This window comes from Amycolatopsis sp. NPDC114505 (assembly GCF_055633615.1).
The window spans coordinates 154,710-173,794 of sequence record NZ_JBVKDV010000006.1; the positions used below are offsets into that span (position 1 = coordinate 154,710).

Here is a 19,085-nt window from a genome sequence, read left to right on the forward strand (position 1 = left end):
TGATCCGATCCGGTTAGCTCCGAAGTGCGATTGCCCGCACAAAAGCAACCTCGGGTGATCTTGAACGTCATCCCCAACGAGCGGCCGCCCGCTCGATCTCCGCGTGCCTGGCCGCCCAGAACTCCGCGTCCCTCGCCGGGGCGCTGGTCGACCCGTCGAGCTGTTCGCGCAGGATGTCGGCGTGCCCGGCGTGCCGGTTGGTCTCGGTCAGCACGTGCACCATGACGTTGAAGAGCAGGACATCCGGCCGCGGCCACCACGGCACGTGCCCGGGCGCGTCGACGGCGAGAGCGTCGATCGTCGCGTCGGAGTGCTTCGCGGCGCGGCGGTAGCGGTCCACGATCTCCGTGCGGCTCTCTTCCGGGGTCGCCCAGAAGTCCCGGCCGCGCGCCTCGAGGTCGTCCCAGCGGGGCAGCGGCTCGGGGAACGGCCGGCCGAACACCTCGCCCAGGTACCGGGTTTCCCCCAGCGCCAGGTGCTTCACCAGGCCGAGCAGGTTGGTGCCGGTCGGGGTCAACGGGCGCCGCACGGAGTATTCGTCCAGTCCGTCGAGCTTCGCGAGCACCGCCTCGCGGGCCTCGCGCAGATCGTCGTGCAGGTACCGTTTGGCGAAGTCGTCGATCACGCTGCCCAGCGTGCCAGAGTCAGCCCACCGGCACGCCGCGCACCGCGACCGGCCCCCGCGTCGGGTCCAGCTCGACCGCCTGGTCCACACCGGACGGCGTCAGCACATCCAGGGCCTTCGGGGCCGTCGCCGGGTCCGCCGCGCAGATCGGCGCCGTGCCGCCCGCCGCGCACAGGCCGAACGTGTACTGCCCCGCCGTCGGCGTGAACGGCCGCGCCTGGTCGGGGGAGTTGCCGTCCTGACCGGTCAGCACCACCGCGAACGTCCACCCGGCGCCCGGAGTCCCGAACGCCGACTTCGCCACGCTGACCGTGATGTACCGCGTCGCCTGCGAAGCCTGGACAGACGGCGTCGCCAGCGAAGCGCCCGAAGCGTCGACGAGCGCCGGGTCGGCGAAGCCCTGGACCTCGAGACGCCGGCTCCAGGCATCCTGCGCCGCGATCGAGTACGCCCGGCTCGGGAACGGCGCCGCGGTCGACGTCGCTGTCGCGGCCGGGTCGTGCGCGTAGATCGTCAGCAGCTGCGCGCCCAGCGGCGAACCGAACGTCGGGGACAGGTCGCGGACCTGCGCGCGGAACACGAGGTTGGGGCCCGAGTCGATGACCTGGAAGCGCTGCAGGTCGAACCCGCCCGCGTGGAAGTCGCCCGCCGTCGGGTAGGTGTACGTGCCCGGGCCGTTGTCGTCGCCGTCCGGGTCGGCCGCGTCGAGCAGGACCGTGCCGGTGACGAAGTCCGAGCTGATCGTCTTCTGCGCGTAGCCGGTCCCGGTGCCGGAAGTGGCGGTCGCGGTGACGACGTTCGCGCCCAGCGGCGTCGGCACCGTCGCGGTGAACGTCCCCGCCGCCGAAGCCCGGGTCGACAGCACCGAAGTCGTCCCCGCGTCGGTCGCGGACACGGCGAGGTCGACCCGGCTGCCGGCGGGTGCGGTCCCGGACACCGAAGCGGTCGCGGTGGACACCGACGCCGGCGCGTCGAGGGTGACCGCCAGCGCCGCCGGCGGCGCGTGCGTGACGTACCGGGCGCGGACGTCGGCGGGCTGTTCGGTCAGCCGGCCGTCGTCCAGGGCCCGGGCCAGGCGCACCGACTGCGACTGCGCCCAGCTCAGCGGCGCGACCGAACCGGCGGGCTGCCCCGGGGCGAAGCCGATCGACGCCGTGCGCGGGTCGGAGCCGTACGGCGACGCCGGCACCGCCGGATTTTCCCACGTCTGCTCGGGAATCAGCCCGGTGCCGCCGGTCTGGGCCCGCATGGCGCGCAGCAGCGCCGCCGCGCCGGCCCGGTCGCCGGTCTGGACCGCCTGCTCGCCGCGTTCGCCCGCGAGCACCGGCCAGAGGTGGCCCGACCCGGTGTTCGGCCCCGGCCACGGCGCCCCGGTCGGCGCGCAGTTCGTCGGGTCCGGTTCGTAGCAGTCGCCGTAGCCGTCTTCACTGCCCGTGGCGGAAGTCCCGTAGCGGTACCAGCCCGGACCGGCCGGCGTGTCCCGCTTGATCACCCGGTCCACGACGGCGAGCGACGCGGTGACGTCCGGGTCGTTCGCCGGCAGCACGCCGAGGCGCGTCAGCTCGAGGAACCCGGCGTCGACGACCGCGCGCTGGTCGGCGTCCACCGAGCCGTTGCCGAGGTTGTAGATCCACTCGGAGTTCGGGTCGCCGTTCTTCGTGAGCCGCAGGAAGTACCGGCCGCCGTACGGACCGGTGGACGTGACCGTCCACCCCTTGATGCTGCGCTGGAAGTGGTCGGCGGTGGCCCGGTAGACGCGGGCGCGCGCCGGGTCGCCGTTGCGGTCGGCGATCACGCCGGCGGCGACGAGCCCGGCGATCTCGGCGGCGATCGTCGAGGGGGAGTAGCCGCCCTGCTCTTCCCAGCGCTCGGAGCCGAACGACGGCCCGTGCGCGACGACGAAGTCCGCGGCCGCGCGGATGTGGTCGGTGTAGAGCGTGCGGTCGCGGTCGAGCCCGGCCTGCAGCGCCATCAGGATCGGGTACGCGCTCTCGTCGAGCTGGTCACCGCCGGAGTCGGGCGCCTTCTTGCCGTTGAGCATGGAGTTGCGCGGGAACCGGCCGTCGGGTTGCTGCTGCCGGCTGAACAACCACCGGACGCTCGCCCGCGCGGTTTCGCGGTCACCCGCGGCGAGCAGGCCGGAGAAGCTTTCGTAGAGGTCGCGGGCGAAGATCTCGCGGTAGGACCCGAAGTAGACGGGCTTGCCGCCGGGCGCGTCCCCCGCGGAGACGGCCTGGCCCCACGGGCTGCCGAGCGAGGCGACGACCGCACCGGGGAACGTCTTGTCCTCGCTGGCCTTCAGCACGTTGGCCGACTGGTAGTAGGCGTCGGAATCCTTGCCGCGCAACGGAACCAGCCCGTTGTCGTAGTCACGCCAGCCGCGCGCGTAGTCGCGGTAGCTCTCGTCGAACGGCGTGCGCAGGCTCGCGCCCGCGGTCTGGACCGCCGCCCGCGCGTCCGCGCCGAAGCCCAGCGCCAGCGTGGCCGGGCGGCGCGGCTGCAGGTCCAGCTGCGCGGTCTGCACGACGTTGCCGTTCGCCGCCGACGGCGTCCGGTCGGTGAGCCGGTGGTCGCGGTCGAGCTGGGCCAGCCCGTCGCCGTCGGTGCCGACGAAGCCGCTGGACGTGCCGAGGAAGCGGCGGTCGGCACGCAGTGCGGCGGCCAACGGGGTCGCGTAGTCGCGGGCCGGCGCGCTCGACACCGTGTTCGGGTCGGCGCTGACCAGCGCGGACGTCGCCGCGTCCACCGAAGCCGTGTCGCCGCCGCCGTTCGCCGGGCCACCACCGCCGTTGCCGTTGATGCTCGCGTCGAACCGCACGTAGACCTTGAGGTCGTTCCCCGAGCCCCGCAGCGGGTCCAGGCGCGTCCGGATCAGCACGCCGGTCCGGGCCGGGTCGGCCAGGTACTCGGTGACCAGCCGGTACTGGCCGCTGCGCGGGGTCGACGTCACCTCGCAGGCCATCCCGCCCGCGCTGGTGCGGACCGTGTAGGTCATGTCCCGCGCCTGCAGGTCGGTGAACGTCCGGCCGTCGGTGACGGCGAACTGCAGCGTCTCGACGTTCGTGTTGTCGATCACCGGCGCGTAGACGTCGGACAGCACGCCGCCCGCCACGGTGAACCACGCCTTGCTGGTCGTGTTCCGCGCGGTGCCCAGGCAGTCCTTGCGGGCCAGCCCGAAGTGCGAGAGCGCACCCGGCCCGGGCGCCGGGGCAGTGACACCCCAAGCTGCCGGTGCGGGAAGGAGGGCGGCGGCCAGCACCGCGCAGAGCACCACGGACGACGTCGACCGAGTCATCCGCACATCCGATCACGCCGATCCGCGGCGCACCAGAGCCGAACGCAGCAGGGAAAGCCGTTACCCGTGATTGAGAAATCCGACCGGTGGGTAGCAAACGAACAGTCCCCCGAGGAGGTGAACGTGGAAGAGCACGGAACGGACGGCTGGCGGTACCGAGGCACGATTTCGCCACGGACGCTGCCGAGCTTGCGGCGGCACCTCGTGTCGTGGTTGCGCAGACGTGCCGGTGACGAGGTCGGGAGGCAGGCCGACGACGTCGTCCTGGCCTGCTGGGAAGCGATGGCGAACGTGCTGGACCACGCCTACCGCGGCCGGCCGGGGCTGATCGACGTCCGGGCCAGGATCGACGAGGACGTCCTGATCGTCACCGTCGCCGACCAGGGGCGCTGGACCACGATCGCGGACCGGTCCGACGGCGGCCGCGGCCTGCGGCTGATCCAGGCGCTGGTCGACGGCCTGGACCTTCGCTCGACCGACGACGGCACGGTGATCACGCTGACCTGGCCGTTCCCGGTCCGCCGGACGGCCTGAGCGTCAGCCCGCGGTCAGGCTTTCGACGAACCGGGTCGCGACGTCGCGCAGCTTCACGTTGGAGTTCTGCGACTCCGTGATCAGGCGCTTCATGGCCTCGTCGGCGGTGATCCCGTGCACGGCCATGAGGATGCCCTTGGCCTGCTCGATCACCGCTCGCGAGCTCATCGCCATCTCGAGCTCGGCGGCTCTCTGCCTGGCCCGGTGGTAGCGGCGCGTGGTGCGCAGCCCGAACGAGACGATCGTGGTGTACAGCTGCAGCAACCGGGAGTCGGTCTCGGCGAAGCCGTGGTCGCCGTAGCCGAAGAGGTTGAGCGCGCCGGAGAGGGTGCCGTCCACGCGCAGCGGCGCGGCCAGGTAGCTGCCGACGCCGAGGCTCCGGGCGTGCTGGGTGAACTCGGGCCACAGCGCCCCGGCCGTGGCGAGCGGCAGCCGGACGATCTCGCCGGTCTCGGCCGCCCGCAGGCACGGGCCTTCGCCCGCCGCGTACTGGACGCGGTCGATCTCGACGGCGCGTGCGTCGGTGGACGCGGCGGTTTCGGCCTCGCCGTCGCGGATCGCGGTGATGCTGGCCAGGTCGGCCCCGGGGATGGCCCGGACGGCTTCGGCGCACACGGCGTCGAGGATCTGCTCTTCGGAGGGCTCGGTCTCGAGCGCGCTCGTGAGGTCCGCCATCGCGGCGGTCAGCTCGTCGAGGTGCTCGGACGGGATCGGGTCACCGGTCACTGCGCTCGCCTCCCTCCCGGTTTCCTGCGCGCACAGTACCCGCGGCCGGCGCGGCCCCGGTGACCCAGGAGGGCGGTGGCTCCGACCCGGCGCTCGCTGCTGAACGTCGTGGGTTGGCCGCCGGGGCCACCTGGCGACGACCGGCAGCACAACCCACCCGACAACCGTCGCTGCGCTGTGCTTACCCGGTGACGCGCGGGTCAACCCTTCAGCGAATCGTCACTTTCGTGACCTGTGCGAGGCCCGAGACGCGCAGGACGCGGTCGAGCAGGCGGGGCGCGGTCAGGCTCAGGTCGTGGGACACGGCCCGGTCGAACACCGCCGCGATGCCCGCGCTGTCGATGTAGGTCACCCCGGTCAGGTCGACGACCAGTGCGGGCCCGGCCGCGAGCTCGCGGTCCAGGGCCGCGCCGAACTCGGCCACGTTGCTCAGGTCGACTTCGCCGGTCACGGTCAAGATCCGGTCTCCGTCGTCGCCCGCGGAGGCGACCAGCGTGAGTGCCGTCGTCACGAACCGATTCTCCATTCCAGCGTGACGGTGGTGCCGTCCGTGTCGTGCCGGACCGTGACCGCGTCGGCCAGCGCTTCCATCATCGGCATCCCGCGACCGCGCAGCACGTGGTTGTCCGGGGGCGGCTGCTTCCAGCGGCCGCGGTCGGTCACCGTGACGACCAGGCGCGGTCCGGCGAAGCGGGCCGACAGGTGCGCCTTCCCCGCGTCCTCGCGGTAGGCGTGCTCGACGGCGTTCGCGCAGGCCTCGCCGGTGGCGACGAGAATGTCCTGCGAGCGTTCTTCACCGAGCGAAGCGGTGCCCAGCCACGCGCGCAGCCAGTGACGGGTCGAGGCGAGGCTGTCCGGGTGCGCCGGGAAGTCCAGCTCCAGCGGCGGCGCCGACCGGCGGTAGAGCAGCAGCGCGACGTCGTCCTCGTACCCGCTCGCCGGCCGGAGCCCGCTCATCAGCGACGTCGCCAGGTCGGCCAGGTCGGCGTCCCGCGTGTCGTGGGCGGCCGAGGTGGCCCGGTCGATGCCGTCGTCCAGCGACTCGCGGCGGCGCTCGACGAGTCCGTCGGTGTAGAGCATCAGCAGCGAACCGACCGGGACGACCGCCGTGGCCTCCGGGCGCGCGGCGGGGACGCGGACCGCGAGCGGCACGCTGCCGCCCGCGTCGAGGAACTCCGACGAGCCGTCGCGGTGCACCAGCGTGGCCGGCAGGTGGCCGGCGCTGCTGTAGGTCAGGGACCCGGTGGCGGGGTCGAGCACACCGCAGAAGACGGTGGTGCACAAGGCACCCGGCAGCCGGTCGGCGAAGCGGTCGAGCGTGCTCAAGGTGTGCGCCGGGCCGTTGGCCTCCAGCAGCAGCGCGCGGCAGGCACTGCGCAGCTGGCCCATCACCGCGGCCGCGGCGAGTCCCCGGCCGACGCAGTCGCCGACGACGATGCCGAACCGGTCGCCGGACAGCGGGACGACGTCGTACCAGTCGCCGCCGACCTCCAGGGGCGGGTTCGCCGGCTCGTAACGCACCGCGAACCCCTCGGGCAGCAGGACCGGTCCGAGGATCGAGCGCTGCAGCGCGATGGCGACCTCGCGCTGCCGGTCGTCCCGGTGGGCGCGGCGCAGCGCGTGGGCCAGCGTCCCGGCGAGCAGCGCCAGCAGCGTCCGGTCCTCGGTGCCGAGCGGGCGGCGCGGGTCCGGCTCCACCCAGAGCGTCAGCTGCCCGCCGGGGTGGTCCAGGTTCGCGCCGGCCCCGCCACCCGCCGGGGTCGCGTGCAACGCCGGGAGCGAACGCACCTCGGCGAGCTTCGCGCGCAAGGGCGCGGCGAGGCCCGTCCACAGCCGGTCGCCGGGGTCGGTGGAGGTGAGCTCCGGCTCGCCGTCCTGCGGCCAGGTCACCGCGAGCACCCGCTCGGCCTGCCAGAGCTCGCGCAGCAGGTCGAGCGCGGTGCGCAGCGCGTCCGGCACCCCGCTGACCCCGGCGAGGCGCTGGTTCATCGCGGCGAGCGCGTTTTCCCGCTGGACGGCGTAGCGCTCCGCGGTGACGTCGCGGATCGTGCCGACGAGCCGGCGGCTGCCCTCGTCGTCGTGCAGCTCGTTGTAGGCGACCGCGGCCCACACCCGGTGCCCGGCGCGGTGGCGCAGCGGCAGCACGAAGCTGCCCGACGGCTCGGTCCGCGACCGTTCCACCGCGTCGGCGACCTGGCGGAAGGCGATCGGGTCGTCGTCCGGGTCCGGTACCCAGGGGAACGGCGGTGCGTAGGGGAGCTCCTCGGGGCCGAAGCCGAGCAGCTCGGTGCACGCGGCGTTCATCTCCACGACCCGGCCGTCGGCGTCGCAGACGAAGAAGCCCTCCTGCAGGGAGTCGATCATCGCCGCGCGCCAGCGGGAGTGCTGCGTCCGCAGCCGCGCCAGCCGGATGATCGTGCGCACGCGGGCGAGCAGTTCCAGCGCGGAGAACGGTTTCACGAGGTATTCGTCGGCTCCGGCGGCCAGGCCGTCGACGGCGGCCTCCTGCCCGGCGCGGGCGGACAGCAGCAGCACGGGGACGGCGGCGGTGCGCGGGTCGCGCCGCATCTCGGCGAGCAGGCCGAGACCGTCCAGCCGGGGCATCATCACGTCGCTGATGATCAGGTCCGGCGGCTCGCCGGACGCGGCCTCGAGCGCTTCGACGCCGTCGCGCACCGCGGTCACCGCGTAGTCCTCGCGCAGCAGCCGGGCCAGGTACTCGCGCATGTCGGCGTTGTCGTCGGCGATCAGCACGCGCGCCCCGGTGACCGGGCCGGGGGCGCTGTCCGGCGCCGGTGCGTCGTCCGGCAGCCAGCGCAGGGCCTCCTGCAGGTACGGCTCGGCGGTCTCCGCGGCGATCCCGCCCGCCGACGCCTCCGTGACGACGTGTTCGGCCGGCAGGTGGCCGGTCCCCAGTGGCAGCCGGATCCGGAACGTCGTGCCGGCGCCGGGCGTGCTCTCGGCGGCGACCGTGCCCCCGTGCATGCCGACCAGCTCGCGGACCAGCGCCAGGCCGATCCCGCTGCCCTCGTTCGACCGCGCCCGCGCCGACGGGATCCGGTGGAACCGCTCGAACAGCCGCGGCAGCTCGCCGGCGTCGATCCCGATCCCGGTGTCGGCCACGGTGATCACGGCGTCGGCACCGTCCACAGTGGTGTGCACCCGGATCTCGCCGTCGAAGGTGTACTTGACCGCGTTGGACAGCAGGTTGAGGACGACCTTCTCCCACATCCCGCGGTCGACGTGCACCGGCCGGCCCAGGGGCGGGCACTCGACCTCGAACCGCAGCCCGGCCCGTTCGACGGCGGCGCGGAACACACTCGCCAGCTCCGCGGTGAACGCGGCGAGGTCCACGGGTTCGAAGCGGGCCTGCATCCGGCCCGCCTCGATCCGGGAGAAATCGAGCAGGTTGTTGACCAGCCGGCCCAGCCGCAGCGCGTTGCGGTGGATGACGGCGATCTCCTCGCGGACGCGCTCGTCCGCCCGGCCGAGCGTCTGCTCCAGCTCGGCGACCGGCCCCAGGATCAGCGTGAGCGGGGTCCGGAACTCGTGGCTGATGTTGGCGAAGAAGGTGGTCTTGGCCGCGTCCAGCGCGGTCAGCTCCTCGGCGCGCCGCTGCTGGGCCCGGTAGGCGAGCGCGCCGTTGACCAGCGCCGCGGTCTGCTGGGTGACGAGCCCGAGGAACGTGCGGTAGGACTCGTCGAGCGGGCGCCCGGCGCTCGCCGCGAGCACGATCACCCCGGCGGCCTCGGCGGGGCCGGGCAGCGGCAGCACCATCGCCTCGGCGGGCGGGGTGGACCAGGTGCCGGGCGGCAGTGCGCCGAAGGGCGACAGGTCGGACACGGTGCGCGGGACGCCGCCGGCGAGCACCTCTTCGAGCGGCCAGGCGGCGGTGTGCCCGGCACCGTCCGGAGTGACGGCCGCGAGAGCGAGCGCGCCGGCGTCGTCGCGGACGTGGATCGCCGCGTAGGGGACATCGGCACCGGCGCGGCCGAGCACGCCGGCGACCAGCTCGCAGGCCTCTTCCACGGTGCGGGCGCTGCCGGCCTGGGCGCCGAGCTCGCGCAGGACCGCCATCCGGCGTTCGCCGACCACGCGCTCGGTCGTTTCGGTGACCGCGGTGAACACGGCCCGCACGGCGCCTTCGTCGTCGTAGACCGGGCTGTAGGAGTAGGTCCAGTAGGTCTCTTCCCAGTAGCCGTGCCGGTTCATCGGCAGCAGCAGGTCCTCCGACCAGGTCGCCTCGCCGGTGGTCAGCACGCTGTCGAGCATCGGGCCGATGATGTGCCAGATCTCGGTCCAGACGTCCGCGCCCGGCTTGTCGAGCGCCGGGTGCTTGGTGCCGAGCAGCGGCAGGTACGCGTCGTTGTAGAGGAACCGCAGATCCGGTCCCCACCAGACGATCATCGGGAAGCGCGAGGTGAGGCAGATCCGCACGGCCGTCGTCAGGCTCGCCGGCCAGTCCGCGGGCTCGCCCAGCGGCGACGACGCCCAGTCGAACTCCCGCATCCGGGCCGCCATTTGGCTGGCTCCGGGGAAGACGGCGCGCTGGCCGGAATCCTCGCCGACGCTCATCACACTCCTGGTTGAAGCGACCCCGGACGAGCCTACCCGGGTGGGCTCGGCGCTGCCGTGCACGCGAGCGCGCTCAGCCGGGGGAGAGCCAGGTCATCGTGACCGTCGTGCCGTCTTCGCGGTGCACCTGCGCGCTCTGGTCGGCGAGGCTGTCGATCAGCAGCAGGCCGCGGCCGCGCAGCCCGTTCGTCGCGACCGGCGCGCGCCAGGAGCCGTAGTCGGTGACCGTCACCGTCAGGCGCCCGTGCAGATCTTCGGCGTGGACGTCGACCTGGCCCGCTTCGCCGTCGCGGTAGGCGTGCTCGGCGGAGTTGGCCATCGCTTCGTAGCCGGCGAGGACGACGTCCTCCTGGCGTTCTTCGCTCAGGCCGAGCGTGCCCAGCCAGTCCGCCAGTGCCCCGCGCAGCTCCGGCAGCCGGTCCGCGTCGGCGGCCGTGCGCCGGTGGAACGTCGCCGGGGCCGCGGGGGTGCCCGGGGGGAGGGGGTCGGTCATGTCGCGTCCTCTCCGCGGTGACGCACGTGGATCAGCGCGATGTCGTCGTCGTGCCGGCCGTGGGTGAGCTCGTCGACGAGCTTGTCCCACGCCGGACCGTGGTCGGCCGAGGCCAGCACCCCGGGGATGCCCGCCAGGAGCCATTCCACACCCTGGGTGAGGTCGCGGGTGCGGCTTTCGACCAAGCCGTCCGTGTAGAGCACCAGATCCGCCCCGGGCGGGAACCCGGTGTGGCGCTGGGGGAAGTCCGAGCCGACGCCCAGCGGCTGCGCCAAGGCCTCGCCGATCTCTTCGAGCCCGGTGTCCGGGCGGACCAGGATCCCCGGGAGGTGGCCGGCGTTGGCGTAGGTCAGCGTACCGTCGCCGGGCGAGTGGACCGCGTAGAAGCAGGTGACGAAGCTTTCGCCGAACAGCCCGCCGGTCAGCGCGGAGACGTGGCGCAGCACCTCCGACGGCGGCAGTTCGAGCAGCGCGTAGCAGCGGATGGCGGTGCGGACCTGGCCCATCACGGTCGCGGCGGTGACCCCGTGGCCGACGACGTCGCCGATGACGAACGCGGTCGCGCCGGACGGGAGCCGGATGACGTCGAACCAGTCGCCGCCCACCTTGCTCCCGGTCGCCGCGGGCAGGTAGCGGGTGAGCACGTCGAGGCCGGGTGCCGAGGGCGCGACCGGCAGCATGCTGCGCGACAGCTCCGAAGCGAGGTTGCGCTCGCGCTCGTACAGGCGGGCGTTGTCGAGCGCGATGGCCGAGTACGCGGCGATGCCTTCGGCGAGGTACTCGTGCCGCGCGGTGAACCGGTCCGGCCGCGAGTGCCCGAAGAAGAAGCCGCCCAGCACGTCTGCCGTGTTCGGGCTGATCACCGGCACGGCCAGGTAGCTGCACACCGGCAGGTGCCCGGCCGGCATCCCGTGGTGGGGCGCGTTCTTCCCGAACCGCGGGTCCCGGGTGATGTCGGGGCTGCGGACGGTGCCGGTGCCGTCGAAGGTCGGCGCGAACACCTCGGTGTTGCGCGGCATGGGAAACCGGGCGAACGCCTCCCGCGGCACCCCCGAGATCGTGTACAGCGTGTACGACTCGCCGAGCTCGTCGATCAGGTTGTAGAAGAACGCGCCGAATTCGGCTCCGGTCGCCTGGGTGGCCGCGTCGGTCGCGTCCTGCACCATCCGGTCGATGTCGAGCTGCGCGGTCAGCTCGCGGCCGGTGGAGTGCAGCGCGTCGAGCACGACGGCTTCGCCCCGCAGCCGCCGCACGGTGCCCGCCAGGTGCGCGGTCGCGGCCTCGACGGCGGCGGCGACCACCGACGGCGTCCCGCCGACCTCGCCGGTGGTGTAGACCAGCACGTCGCCGGTGACGGCGATCGCGCCGGTGACCTCGCGGCCCGGCACCAGGTCCGCCAGCACCGCGCGGTCGGTCACGGCGACCGCGACGTGGTCGCCGAGCACCCGGCGCGCCTCGGCCGGGTCGAGGGGCCGGACCTCGGTGGCCGCGGGGGTTCCGGAGCCGTCGACGAACGCCCGGCGCACGGCGTCGAGCAGCTCGTCGAACCCCGGGGCGGTCATCCGGTGACCAGCGCCTCGGCCAGCGACGGGTAGATGGCGAGCTCGTCGGTCAGCCGCGTCAGTTCGAGTGGCCGCAAGGTGATCCGGCCGGTGGCCACCACCCGCAGCGGCGGGGACACCGTCCGCCCGCGGTGCGCCCGCACGAGCTCGGCCATGCCGGCCGAGGCCAGGAACGTGACGCCGGTCAGGTCGATGACGAGGACCGCGGGCTCCAGGCGGCCGGCGCGTTCGGCCAGCTGCCGCAGCTTCGGGGCCAGCGCGAGGTCGAGGGCTCCCTCGACCCGGAGCACGGCGGTGCCGTCCCGGTCTTCCAGTGCGACGGTGCCCGCTGAGCTCGCGGCGGCACCGAGGGGGTTCCCGGTCTCGTCCGTGTCGGCCATGGCGAACATCCTGCCTGCTCGCGGGCAGGGCGCAAACCGAAAGCGGTGCTGACACGGCGGTGTCCGGGAAGGACGGGCATGATTGATCTCGGTTGAGCAGACAGCCTTCGTGATGACGCGTGCCCGCCGGACATCCTGGCGGCACTGCGAAGGCGAGGAGAAGATGACGATGACCGAACACACCCACAGTGAGGGCTCGGCCACCGCTGTGCCATTCGGCGAATTCAGGATCGCCCGAACGGAGCAGTCCGGCGCCCTCGTCATCGAGGTCGTCGGAGACGTGGACACGACCACCGCGCCGGCCCTCGTACAAGCAGCTGAAGAGGCGCTGGCCGCGGCCCCGCCGCTGCTCGTGGTCGACCTGACCCGGGTGGAGTTCCTTGCCTCGCCCGGGTTGACGGCGTTGCTGACGATCCACCGCAACGCGGGCCCCGGCACCGTGGTGCGGATCGTGGCGTCCGGCCGGGCGACCCTGCGCCCGATCCAGCTGACCGGGCTCGAGGACAGCCTTTCGCTGTTCCCGACCCGGGAGGCGGCGCTGACCGCGTCCTGACCCGGGGTCGTCCCGGCCGGCTCAGTCGCCGGCCGGGACCTGGCGCCGGATGGTGAGCAGCGCGACGTCGTCCTGGGCCGGGCGGTTGCCGATCATCGCGGCCATCGCCTGCGCGCAGACCCGTTCGGGATCCCCGGCACGCAGGACCTCCGCGAGTTGCGCCATCCCGGCGTCGACCGGCCGGTCGCGCCGTTCGACCAGGCCGTCGGTGTAGAACGCGAGCACACTGCCCGGTGTCAGCTCGACCAGCGTCGTGCGCCGCCGGGGCTGCCCGATGGTCAAGCCGATCGGGGGGTCCGGGGGTACGTCCAGCAGCCGGCCCGGTCCGTCGGGCCCGGCCTGCACGGGCGGCAGGTGCCCGGCGAGCGACAGGGCCATGGTCGCGCGGTCCGGCCCGATGATCCCGTAGGCGACGGTGGCCATCGCGCCGTGCTCGAAGTGGTTGGCCTTGCGGTCGAGCTTGGCGAGCACGTCGGCCGGGTTCTCGCAGTCGAGTGCGTACGCGCGCAGGGCGCTGCGCAGCCGTCCCATGATCACGGCCGCTTCGAGGCCGTGGCCGGAGACGTCGCCCATCACGACGCCGAGCCGGTCGCCCGGCAGCGCGAACAGGTCGTACCAGTCGCCGCCGAGGCCGGTTTCCGCGCCGGGCACGTACCGCGCGCCGAACGTGAGGCCGGGCACCTCCGGCAGGCTGGCGGGCAGCAGGCTGCGCTGCAGCGCCATGGTGGCGGTGCGGTTCTCCTCGAGCGCCTCGACCTGGATCGCCATGGCCAGGCGGTCGGCGAGCAGCTGCATCGTGCCGACTTCGGCCTCGGTGAACTGCCGCGGTGTGACGGAGCCGACGTGCAGCACCCCGACGAGATCGATCCCGGCGACCATCGGCACGCCGAGCATGGAGCGCAGTCCCCGCTCCCAGAGCAGGGAGTTGACGACGGTGGTCTCGTCGACGTGGTCGAGGACGACGGGAGCGCGTTCGAGCGCCACCCGGCCGGCGAAGCCGCTGCCGACCGGCACCCGGACGCCCTGGTGGACCTCTTCTTCGATACCGGCCGCCGCGAAGGCCACCAGCTGACGGCCGCTGGGCTGGTACCGCAGCACGGTCGCGGTGTCGACGTCCATGACTTCCCGCAGGCGCTGCAGGGTCTCGGCGAGCAGATCGGCCAGTCCGAGGTGCTCGGCGGGCGCGCCGATGATCGTCTCCAGCTGCTTCAGCCGGTCCTCGGTGCCGAGACTTCGCGACATGGAAAGACCCTAACCGGATGTCGTTGGCGCGCGCAGCCATCCCGGGTTTCGTCGGCGGGTCCCCGAGGGTAGTAAGCCGGGCGTGAGCGTCGACCTGGAGTGGGTGGCCGTGCTGCGGCACGGTGAGAGCACGGGGAACGTGGCCAGGGAAGAGGCGGAGTCGGCGGGGGTGGATGTGATCGACGTCGCCGAGCGCGACGCCGACGTCCCGCTGACCGACCTGGGGCGGAAGCAGGCGAAGGCCGCGGGGGAGTTCTTCGGCGACCGCCCACCGGACCTCGTGGTCACGTCGACGTACCGCCGGGCTTGGGACACCGCGCGCCTGGCCGCGCCCGCCGGCGTGCCGATCTTCCCGGACGAGCGGCTGCGCGACCGCGAGCTGGGCGTGCTGGACCTGCTGACCTCGCGCGGCGTCCGCGAGCGCTGGCCCGACGAGCTGCGCCGCAAGCGCCGGCTGGGCAAGTTCTACTACCGGCCCCCGGGCGGCGAGTCCTGGGCGGACGTCGTGCTGCGGCTGCGATCCCTGCTGCGCGAGCTGAGCGCGGAGCACCCCGGCGCCCGTGTCCTGCTGGCCGCGCACGAGGTGACGGTCTACGCGCTGCGCTACCTCCTCGAAGGGGTCCCGGAACCGGACCCGCTGCGCGTCGCCCGCACCACGGACGTCCCGAACGCCTCCCTGACCACCTGGGAACGCGACCGCGACGGCGGGTTCACCATGGTGCTGGCCCAGGAAACCCGCCGCCCGCGGTCCTGACCCGCCGCGTGTCGACCCGCTGATCACGCGTGTCGACCCCTCAGTCACGCGTGCCGACCCGCTGATCACGCGTGCCGCCGTGCCGGAACGGACGACACGCGTGACTGGATGGACGACACGCGTGACTGGACGGACGACACGCGTGACTGGACGGACGACACGGCGTCAGCGTTGCGCGGTCGGCCGGACGATCAGCTCGTTGACGTCGACCCCTTCCGGCTGCCCGATCGCGTACGAGATCGCGCCGGCGATCGTGTCCGGCGGGAGCGTCACCGCGCGGTAGGTGCGCATCGCTTCCCGCGCGCCGGGATCGGTGATCGTGTCGGCCAGCTCGGACTCGACGACGCCCGGCGACACCGTCGTCACGCGGATGCCGGGATCGGCCTCCAGCCGCAGGCCTTCGGTGATCGCGCGGGCGGCGTACTTCGTGGCGCAGTAGACCGCGGCCGTCGGCACGACCTCGTGCGCGCCGGTGGAGGCGATCGTCACGAAGTGGCCCCCGCCCGCGCGCCGGAAGTGCGGCAGCACGGCCGCGATCCCGTGGAGCAGGCCGCGGACGTTGACGTCGAGCATCCGGTCCCACTCGTCGACGAGCAGGGAGTCCAGGCGCGACAACGGCATCACGCCCGCGTTGGCGACGAACACGTCGACCCGACCGTGCGCTTCGACGGCGGTGTCGACGAAGGCGGCGACGTCCGCGCGGTCGGTGACGTCGAGGGGGTGCACGTCGGCGGTGCCCCCGGCGTCGTGGATCTCCTTCGCCAGCGCGGTCAGCCGGTCCTCCCGCCGGGCGCCGAGCACGACGTGGTGGCCTTCGCCGGCCAGCCGCAGCGCGGTGGCGCGCCCGATGCCGCTGCTGGCACCGGTGATGAGAACGATCTTCATGAATGGCCTTTCAGAGAGCGGGGAAGTCGGCGCCGAGGGTGGTCTCGCGCCAGGTGTCGAAGCCGGCCCGCAGGGTGTCGAGCCGGGCGGTGGCGATGTCGTAGGCGGCCTTGCCGAGCAGCAGCCGCAGGGGTGGTTCGCCGGCGTCGACGGCGGTGAGGATCGCCTCGGCCGCGCGCACCGGGTCGCCCGGCTGGTGGCCGTAGGTCGCGGTGGTCGCGGCCCGGCGCGCACCGGCCGTCTCGGCGTAGTCGTCGATGCGGGTCGCCGACTGGCGCATCGACGGTCCGGACCAGTTGGTGCGGAACGCCGCGGGCTCGACGATCGTCACCTTGATGCCCAGCGGCGCCACTTCCGCGGCCAGCGACTCGGAAAGCCCTTCCACCGCGAACTTCGTCGCGTGGTAGTAGCCGGTGGCCCCGAAGGCGGCGAGCCCGCCGAGGGACGACACGTTCACGACGTGCCCGCTCCGCCGGGCCCGCATGCCCGGCAGCACCGCCTTCGTGACGTCGGCGAGGCCGAACACGTTGGCGTCGAACAGTTTCCGGACCTCGTCGTCCTCGCCTTCCTCGACCGCGGCGAGGTAGCCGTAGCCGGCGTTGTTGACCAGGACGTCGATGTGGCCGAACGCGGCTTCGGCGCGCTTCACCGCGTCGACGACCTGCGCGTGGTCGGTGACGTCGAGCGGCAGGGCCAGCGCGCGGTCGCCGTGCTTCGCGACCAGGTCGGCGACCTGCGCCGGGTCGCGGGCCGTGACGACGGCCCGCAGGCCGCGGTCGAGCACGGCTTCGGCCAGTGCGCGGCCGAGGCCGGTGGAACAGCCGGTGATGAACCAGTTTTCGGGCATGACGAAGTACTCCGTCCATGGTGGAAAGTGACAGAAAAGGGTTTCTCAGCCGGCGGCGAGGCTGCCGAGCAGCGCGAGTCCGGCTTCCGACGGACTGCCGGGCTCGGCCTGGTAGACGACCAGCTGCTGACCGGGCGCGCTGTTCACGGTCAGCGCCTCGTAGCTCAGGACCAGCTCGCCGACCAGCCGGTGGTGGAACCGCTTGGTTTCGTGCGTCTTCTGCCGGATGTCGTGCCGGGCCCACAGCCGGCGGAAGTCGGCGCTCTTGACCGACAGCTCGCCGACCGTCTCGATCAGCCGGGGATCGTCCGGGTCGATCCCCGCGGCCACGCGCAGGCCGCCGACGGTGTTGACCGCGACGCGCTCCCACTCCGGGTAGAACTCGCGCGCGTCCGGGTCGAGGAACACCAGCCGGACCAGGTCACCGCTGTGGGTGTGGCCGCCGAACAGCGCCTCGCCCAGCGCGTTGTGCGCGAGCACCTCCAGGCAGCGGCCGAGCACCAGCGCGGGCGTGTCCGGCCAGCCGTCCATCAGCCGCAGGAGGTTCGGGCTGACCTGCTCCCGCCGCCGCGCGCGACGGCGTTTCGGAGCGGGCTGGGCCAGCCGGTGCAGGTGGGCGGTGGCGTCCTCGTCGAGGGCCAGCCCGTGCGCCAGCGCGTCGAGGACCTGCGCCGACGGGTTCCGCTCCCGGCCCTGTTCGAGCCGGACGTAGTAGTCGGTGCTGACGCCGGCCAGCACCGCGACCTCCTCGCGGCGCAGCCCCGCGACTCGGCGCGCCCCGCCGGCGGGCAGGCCGAGGTCGTCCGGTCCCACCTGTTCGCGGCGGGCCCGGAGGAACTCCCCGAGCGCGTTCTCCCTGGCCATGATCCGAGGCTAACGCCGATCAGCCCGGGAAGGGTGGCCGCGCCGCACCCACCCTCGCGCTCAGGTGAGCTTGATCGGCTGCCCGTCACGCTCCGGCCGCAGCAGCGTCGCCGTGGCCGTGCGCCCGTCGACGTCGAAGGTCATCACGGCGTTCCCGAAGTGCGGCCCCGAGACGCAGCTCCAGGTCAGCGGCGCGGGTGGGACCCCGACGCGGCGCGCCAGCCCTTCGCAGAGCCGGGTCAGCCCCCGCGCCCAGCCGGCGCGGAACAGGCGGTTCATGTACCAGGGCACGGTGTTGTGCACCGGCGAGCAGGTGAGCTGGTGGACCGGCGCGCCCGGGAGGTCGGCTCGCGCGACGTACGCGTGGTGGACGTCGCCCGAGAGCACGCTCACCGACGCCGGGCCGTCGTCGGCGACCCGCCCGATCAGCCGCGTCAGCCGGTCGAACGACGCGCGGAAGGCCGGCCAGTGTTCGAGGTCGGCGAACTGCCGGAACCGCTCCGACATCCGCCCGACGCGGCCCGGCCGCGTGCAGAGCTGCTCGTTGACCGACTGCGCGGCCGAGAGCGCGGTGGGCATCAGCCACGGCAGCGACGTCCCGATCAGCAGGTGGTCGAACTCGCCCGCGGCCTGCTCTTCGATCCAGCGGAACTCGGCCTCGCCGATCATCGACCGCTGCCCGCCGCCGAGGATCCGCCCGGCCCGCGAGTCGATGACCAGCAGCCGGATGGGGCCGAAGTCGCGCCGGTAGGACCACCGGGTGCCCTTGGCGCCGTCGGCTTCGCGGTCGGCCCGGTCGGCGAACTCGCGCAGCAGCTCCGCGTTGTCCACCCCCGACGTGCTCACCCGCTGGTAGACCTCGTCTTCGGCCAGTTCGCGCGGCCCGAGGTTGCCCAGGTGCTGGTAGACCCAGTACGACACGAGCGCGCCGCGGATCCGCTCCGGCCACCACGAGGTGCGGGTCATCTGTTCACGCCAGGTCTGCGAGGTGTTCCAGTCGTCGCGGACGTCGTGGTCGTCGAAGATCATCGACGTCGGCACGGTGGACATCAGCCAGCGCACCGCCGGTTCGCACCAGGCCTCGAAGTACAGGTGGCAGTACTCCTCGAAGTCGGCGACCTCGGTCCCGGGCGGCTGTTTCGTGTCCCGCCGCCCGGCGAGCCACTCCTGCGTCGCGTCGGTGGTTTCGTCGGCGTAGACCTGGTCGCCCAGCAGGAGCAGCGACTCGGGCCACTCGGTTTCGTCGAGCCCGGCCATCCGGTGGGCGTAGGCGGCGAGCGCGTCCGGGCCGAGCGCGTCCTCCTCCCGCGGCTTGCGGCACGACCCGAACACCAGCCGGAACCGCGTGTCGGCGGGGTCCAGCGTGCGGATCCGGCTGGGCGGCAGATCGCCGTCCGGCTCGGGCCAGACGAGCTCGCCGTCGAGCCGCACTTCGTAGGGCGTGCTGCGCCCGGGTTCGAGGCCGGTGAGCACGACCAGCGCGTAGTGGTGCCCGGAGACCTCGAACGTCCGCGCTTTCGCGTCCCCGACGAGGACTTCGCACGGACCGCCGGTCTCGACCCAGATCGTCGCCGAAGTGTCGTCGACGTGCCGGAGCAGCGGTCCCAGGAGGAGCTCGGTCATCCCCGGATCCTTTCAGCAGTAAGGCAGGTCGGCAGTTCGAAAGGTCCCGAAACTTTCCGAAAATCGTTGACCGGTCCCGGGCGGCGAACCAACGATCGTCGCAGCTGCGCCCTGCTCCCGGAAAGGA

General features: G+C 73.2%; 16 protein-coding genes. 3 read left to right on the forward strand and 13 right to left on the reverse strand.

Going from position 1 to position 19,085, the window contains the following annotated elements:
• Window positions 1-67: 67 nt before the first annotated feature.
• Window positions 68-625, reverse strand: a complete 558-nt coding sequence (locus tag ACZ7OU_RS47235) for a DinB family protein (protein WP_470243503.1) — start codon at window positions 623-625, stop codon at window positions 68-70.
• 19 nt (window positions 626-644) lie between these two features.
• Complete coding sequence (locus ACZ7OU_RS47240; RefSeq protein WP_470260287.1) at window positions 645-3,920, reverse strand: glucodextranase DOMON-like domain-containing protein; 3,276 nt, start codon at window positions 3,918-3,920, stop codon at window positions 645-647.
• 123 nt (window positions 3,921-4,043) lie between these two features.
• On the opposite strand from ACZ7OU_RS47240, the gene ACZ7OU_RS47245 reads away from it, so the two are divergent.
• Window positions 4,044-4,454 carry an ATP-binding protein gene (locus ACZ7OU_RS47245; protein ID WP_470243501.1) on the forward strand — a complete coding sequence of 137 codons (411 nt, stop codon included), beginning with the start codon at window positions 4,044-4,046 and terminating at the stop codon, window positions 4,452-4,454.
• A 3-nt stretch (window positions 4,455-4,457) separates the two neighbouring features.
• On the opposite strand, the gene ACZ7OU_RS47250 is transcribed toward ACZ7OU_RS47245, so the two are convergent.
• The 6 genes from ACZ7OU_RS47250 to ACZ7OU_RS47275 form a co-directional block, all read right to left on the reverse strand.
• Window positions 4,458-5,180: an ANTAR domain-containing protein gene (locus ACZ7OU_RS47250; protein ID WP_470260288.1), complete on the reverse strand. Its 723-nt coding sequence runs from the start codon at window positions 5,178-5,180 to the stop codon at window positions 4,458-4,460.
• A 208-nt stretch (window positions 5,181-5,388) separates the two neighbouring features.
• The gene (locus ACZ7OU_RS47255) at window positions 5,389-5,691 is read right to left on the reverse strand and encodes an STAS domain-containing protein (RefSeq protein WP_470243499.1); all 303 of its coding nucleotides are present in this window, start codon (window positions 5,689-5,691) and stop codon (window positions 5,389-5,391) included.
• The gene (locus ACZ7OU_RS47260; RefSeq protein WP_470260289.1) at window positions 5,688-9,755 is read right to left on the reverse strand and encodes a SpoIIE family protein phosphatase; all 4,068 of its coding nucleotides are present in this window, start codon (window positions 9,753-9,755) and stop codon (window positions 5,688-5,690) included. Before ACZ7OU_RS47260 ends, ACZ7OU_RS47255 begins: the two co-directional genes overlap by 4 nt.
• A 73-nt stretch (window positions 9,756-9,828) precedes the next feature.
• Window positions 9,829-10,248: an ATP-binding protein gene (locus ACZ7OU_RS47265; RefSeq protein ID WP_470260290.1), complete on the reverse strand. Its 420-nt coding sequence runs from the start codon at window positions 10,246-10,248 to the stop codon at window positions 9,829-9,831.
• A complete protein-coding gene (locus tag ACZ7OU_RS47270; RefSeq protein ID WP_470260291.1) occupies window positions 10,245-11,810 on the reverse strand; it encodes a PP2C family protein-serine/threonine phosphatase in 1,566 nt (521 codons plus the stop codon). Before ACZ7OU_RS47270 ends, ACZ7OU_RS47265 begins: the two co-directional genes overlap by 4 nt.
• Complete coding sequence (locus ACZ7OU_RS47275; protein ID WP_470260292.1) at window positions 11,807-12,190, reverse strand: STAS domain-containing protein; 384 nt, start codon at window positions 12,188-12,190, stop codon at window positions 11,807-11,809. The genes ACZ7OU_RS47270 and ACZ7OU_RS47275 overlap by 4 nt, the downstream gene beginning before the upstream one ends.
• A gap of 169 nt (window positions 12,191-12,359) precedes the next feature.
• Between ACZ7OU_RS47275 and ACZ7OU_RS47280 the strand changes: the two genes are divergently transcribed.
• Window positions 12,360-12,743 carry an STAS domain-containing protein gene (locus ACZ7OU_RS47280; RefSeq protein ID WP_470243494.1) on the forward strand — a complete coding sequence of 128 codons (384 nt, stop codon included), beginning with the start codon at window positions 12,360-12,362 and terminating at the stop codon, window positions 12,741-12,743.
• Between the two features lie 21 nt (window positions 12,744-12,764).
• On the opposite strand, the gene ACZ7OU_RS47285 is transcribed toward ACZ7OU_RS47280, so the two are convergent.
• Window positions 12,765-13,985, reverse strand: coding sequence for a PP2C family protein-serine/threonine phosphatase (locus tag ACZ7OU_RS47285; RefSeq protein WP_470260293.1), 1,221 nt, complete (start codon window positions 13,983-13,985; stop codon window positions 12,765-12,767).
• A gap of 82 nt (window positions 13,986-14,067) precedes the next feature.
• Here ACZ7OU_RS47285 and ACZ7OU_RS47290 point away from each other — a divergent pair, with 82 nt between their 5' ends.
• A complete protein-coding gene (locus ACZ7OU_RS47290; RefSeq protein WP_470260294.1) occupies window positions 14,068-14,739 on the forward strand; it encodes a histidine phosphatase family protein in 672 nt (223 codons plus the stop codon).
• Window positions 14,740-14,904: 165 nt separating this feature from the next.
• Here the strand turns inward: ACZ7OU_RS47290 and ACZ7OU_RS47295 are convergent, their stop codons facing one another.
• Genes ACZ7OU_RS47295 through ACZ7OU_RS47310 form a run of 4 tightly spaced genes read right to left on the reverse strand, consistent with a single transcriptional unit; the run spans window position 14,905 to window position 18,958 of the window.
• The gene (locus tag ACZ7OU_RS47295; protein WP_470243491.1) at window positions 14,905-15,624 is read right to left on the reverse strand and encodes an SDR family oxidoreductase; all 720 of its coding nucleotides are present in this window, start codon (window positions 15,622-15,624) and stop codon (window positions 14,905-14,907) included.
• 10 nt (window positions 15,625-15,634) lie between these two features.
• Window positions 15,635-16,471, reverse strand: a complete 837-nt coding sequence (locus ACZ7OU_RS47300) for an oxidoreductase (protein WP_470260295.1) — start codon at window positions 16,469-16,471, stop codon at window positions 15,635-15,637.
• Between the two features lie 45 nt (window positions 16,472-16,516).
• A complete protein-coding gene (locus ACZ7OU_RS47305; RefSeq protein ID WP_470243489.1) occupies window positions 16,517-17,335 on the reverse strand; it encodes a helix-turn-helix transcriptional regulator in 819 nt (272 codons plus the stop codon).
• A gap of 60 nt (window positions 17,336-17,395) precedes the next feature.
• Entirely contained in the window at window positions 17,396-18,958 is a 1,563-nt protein-coding gene (locus ACZ7OU_RS47310; RefSeq protein ID WP_470260296.1) for an alkaline phosphatase D family protein, read from the reverse strand.
• Window positions 18,959-19,085: the final 127 nt, after the last annotated feature.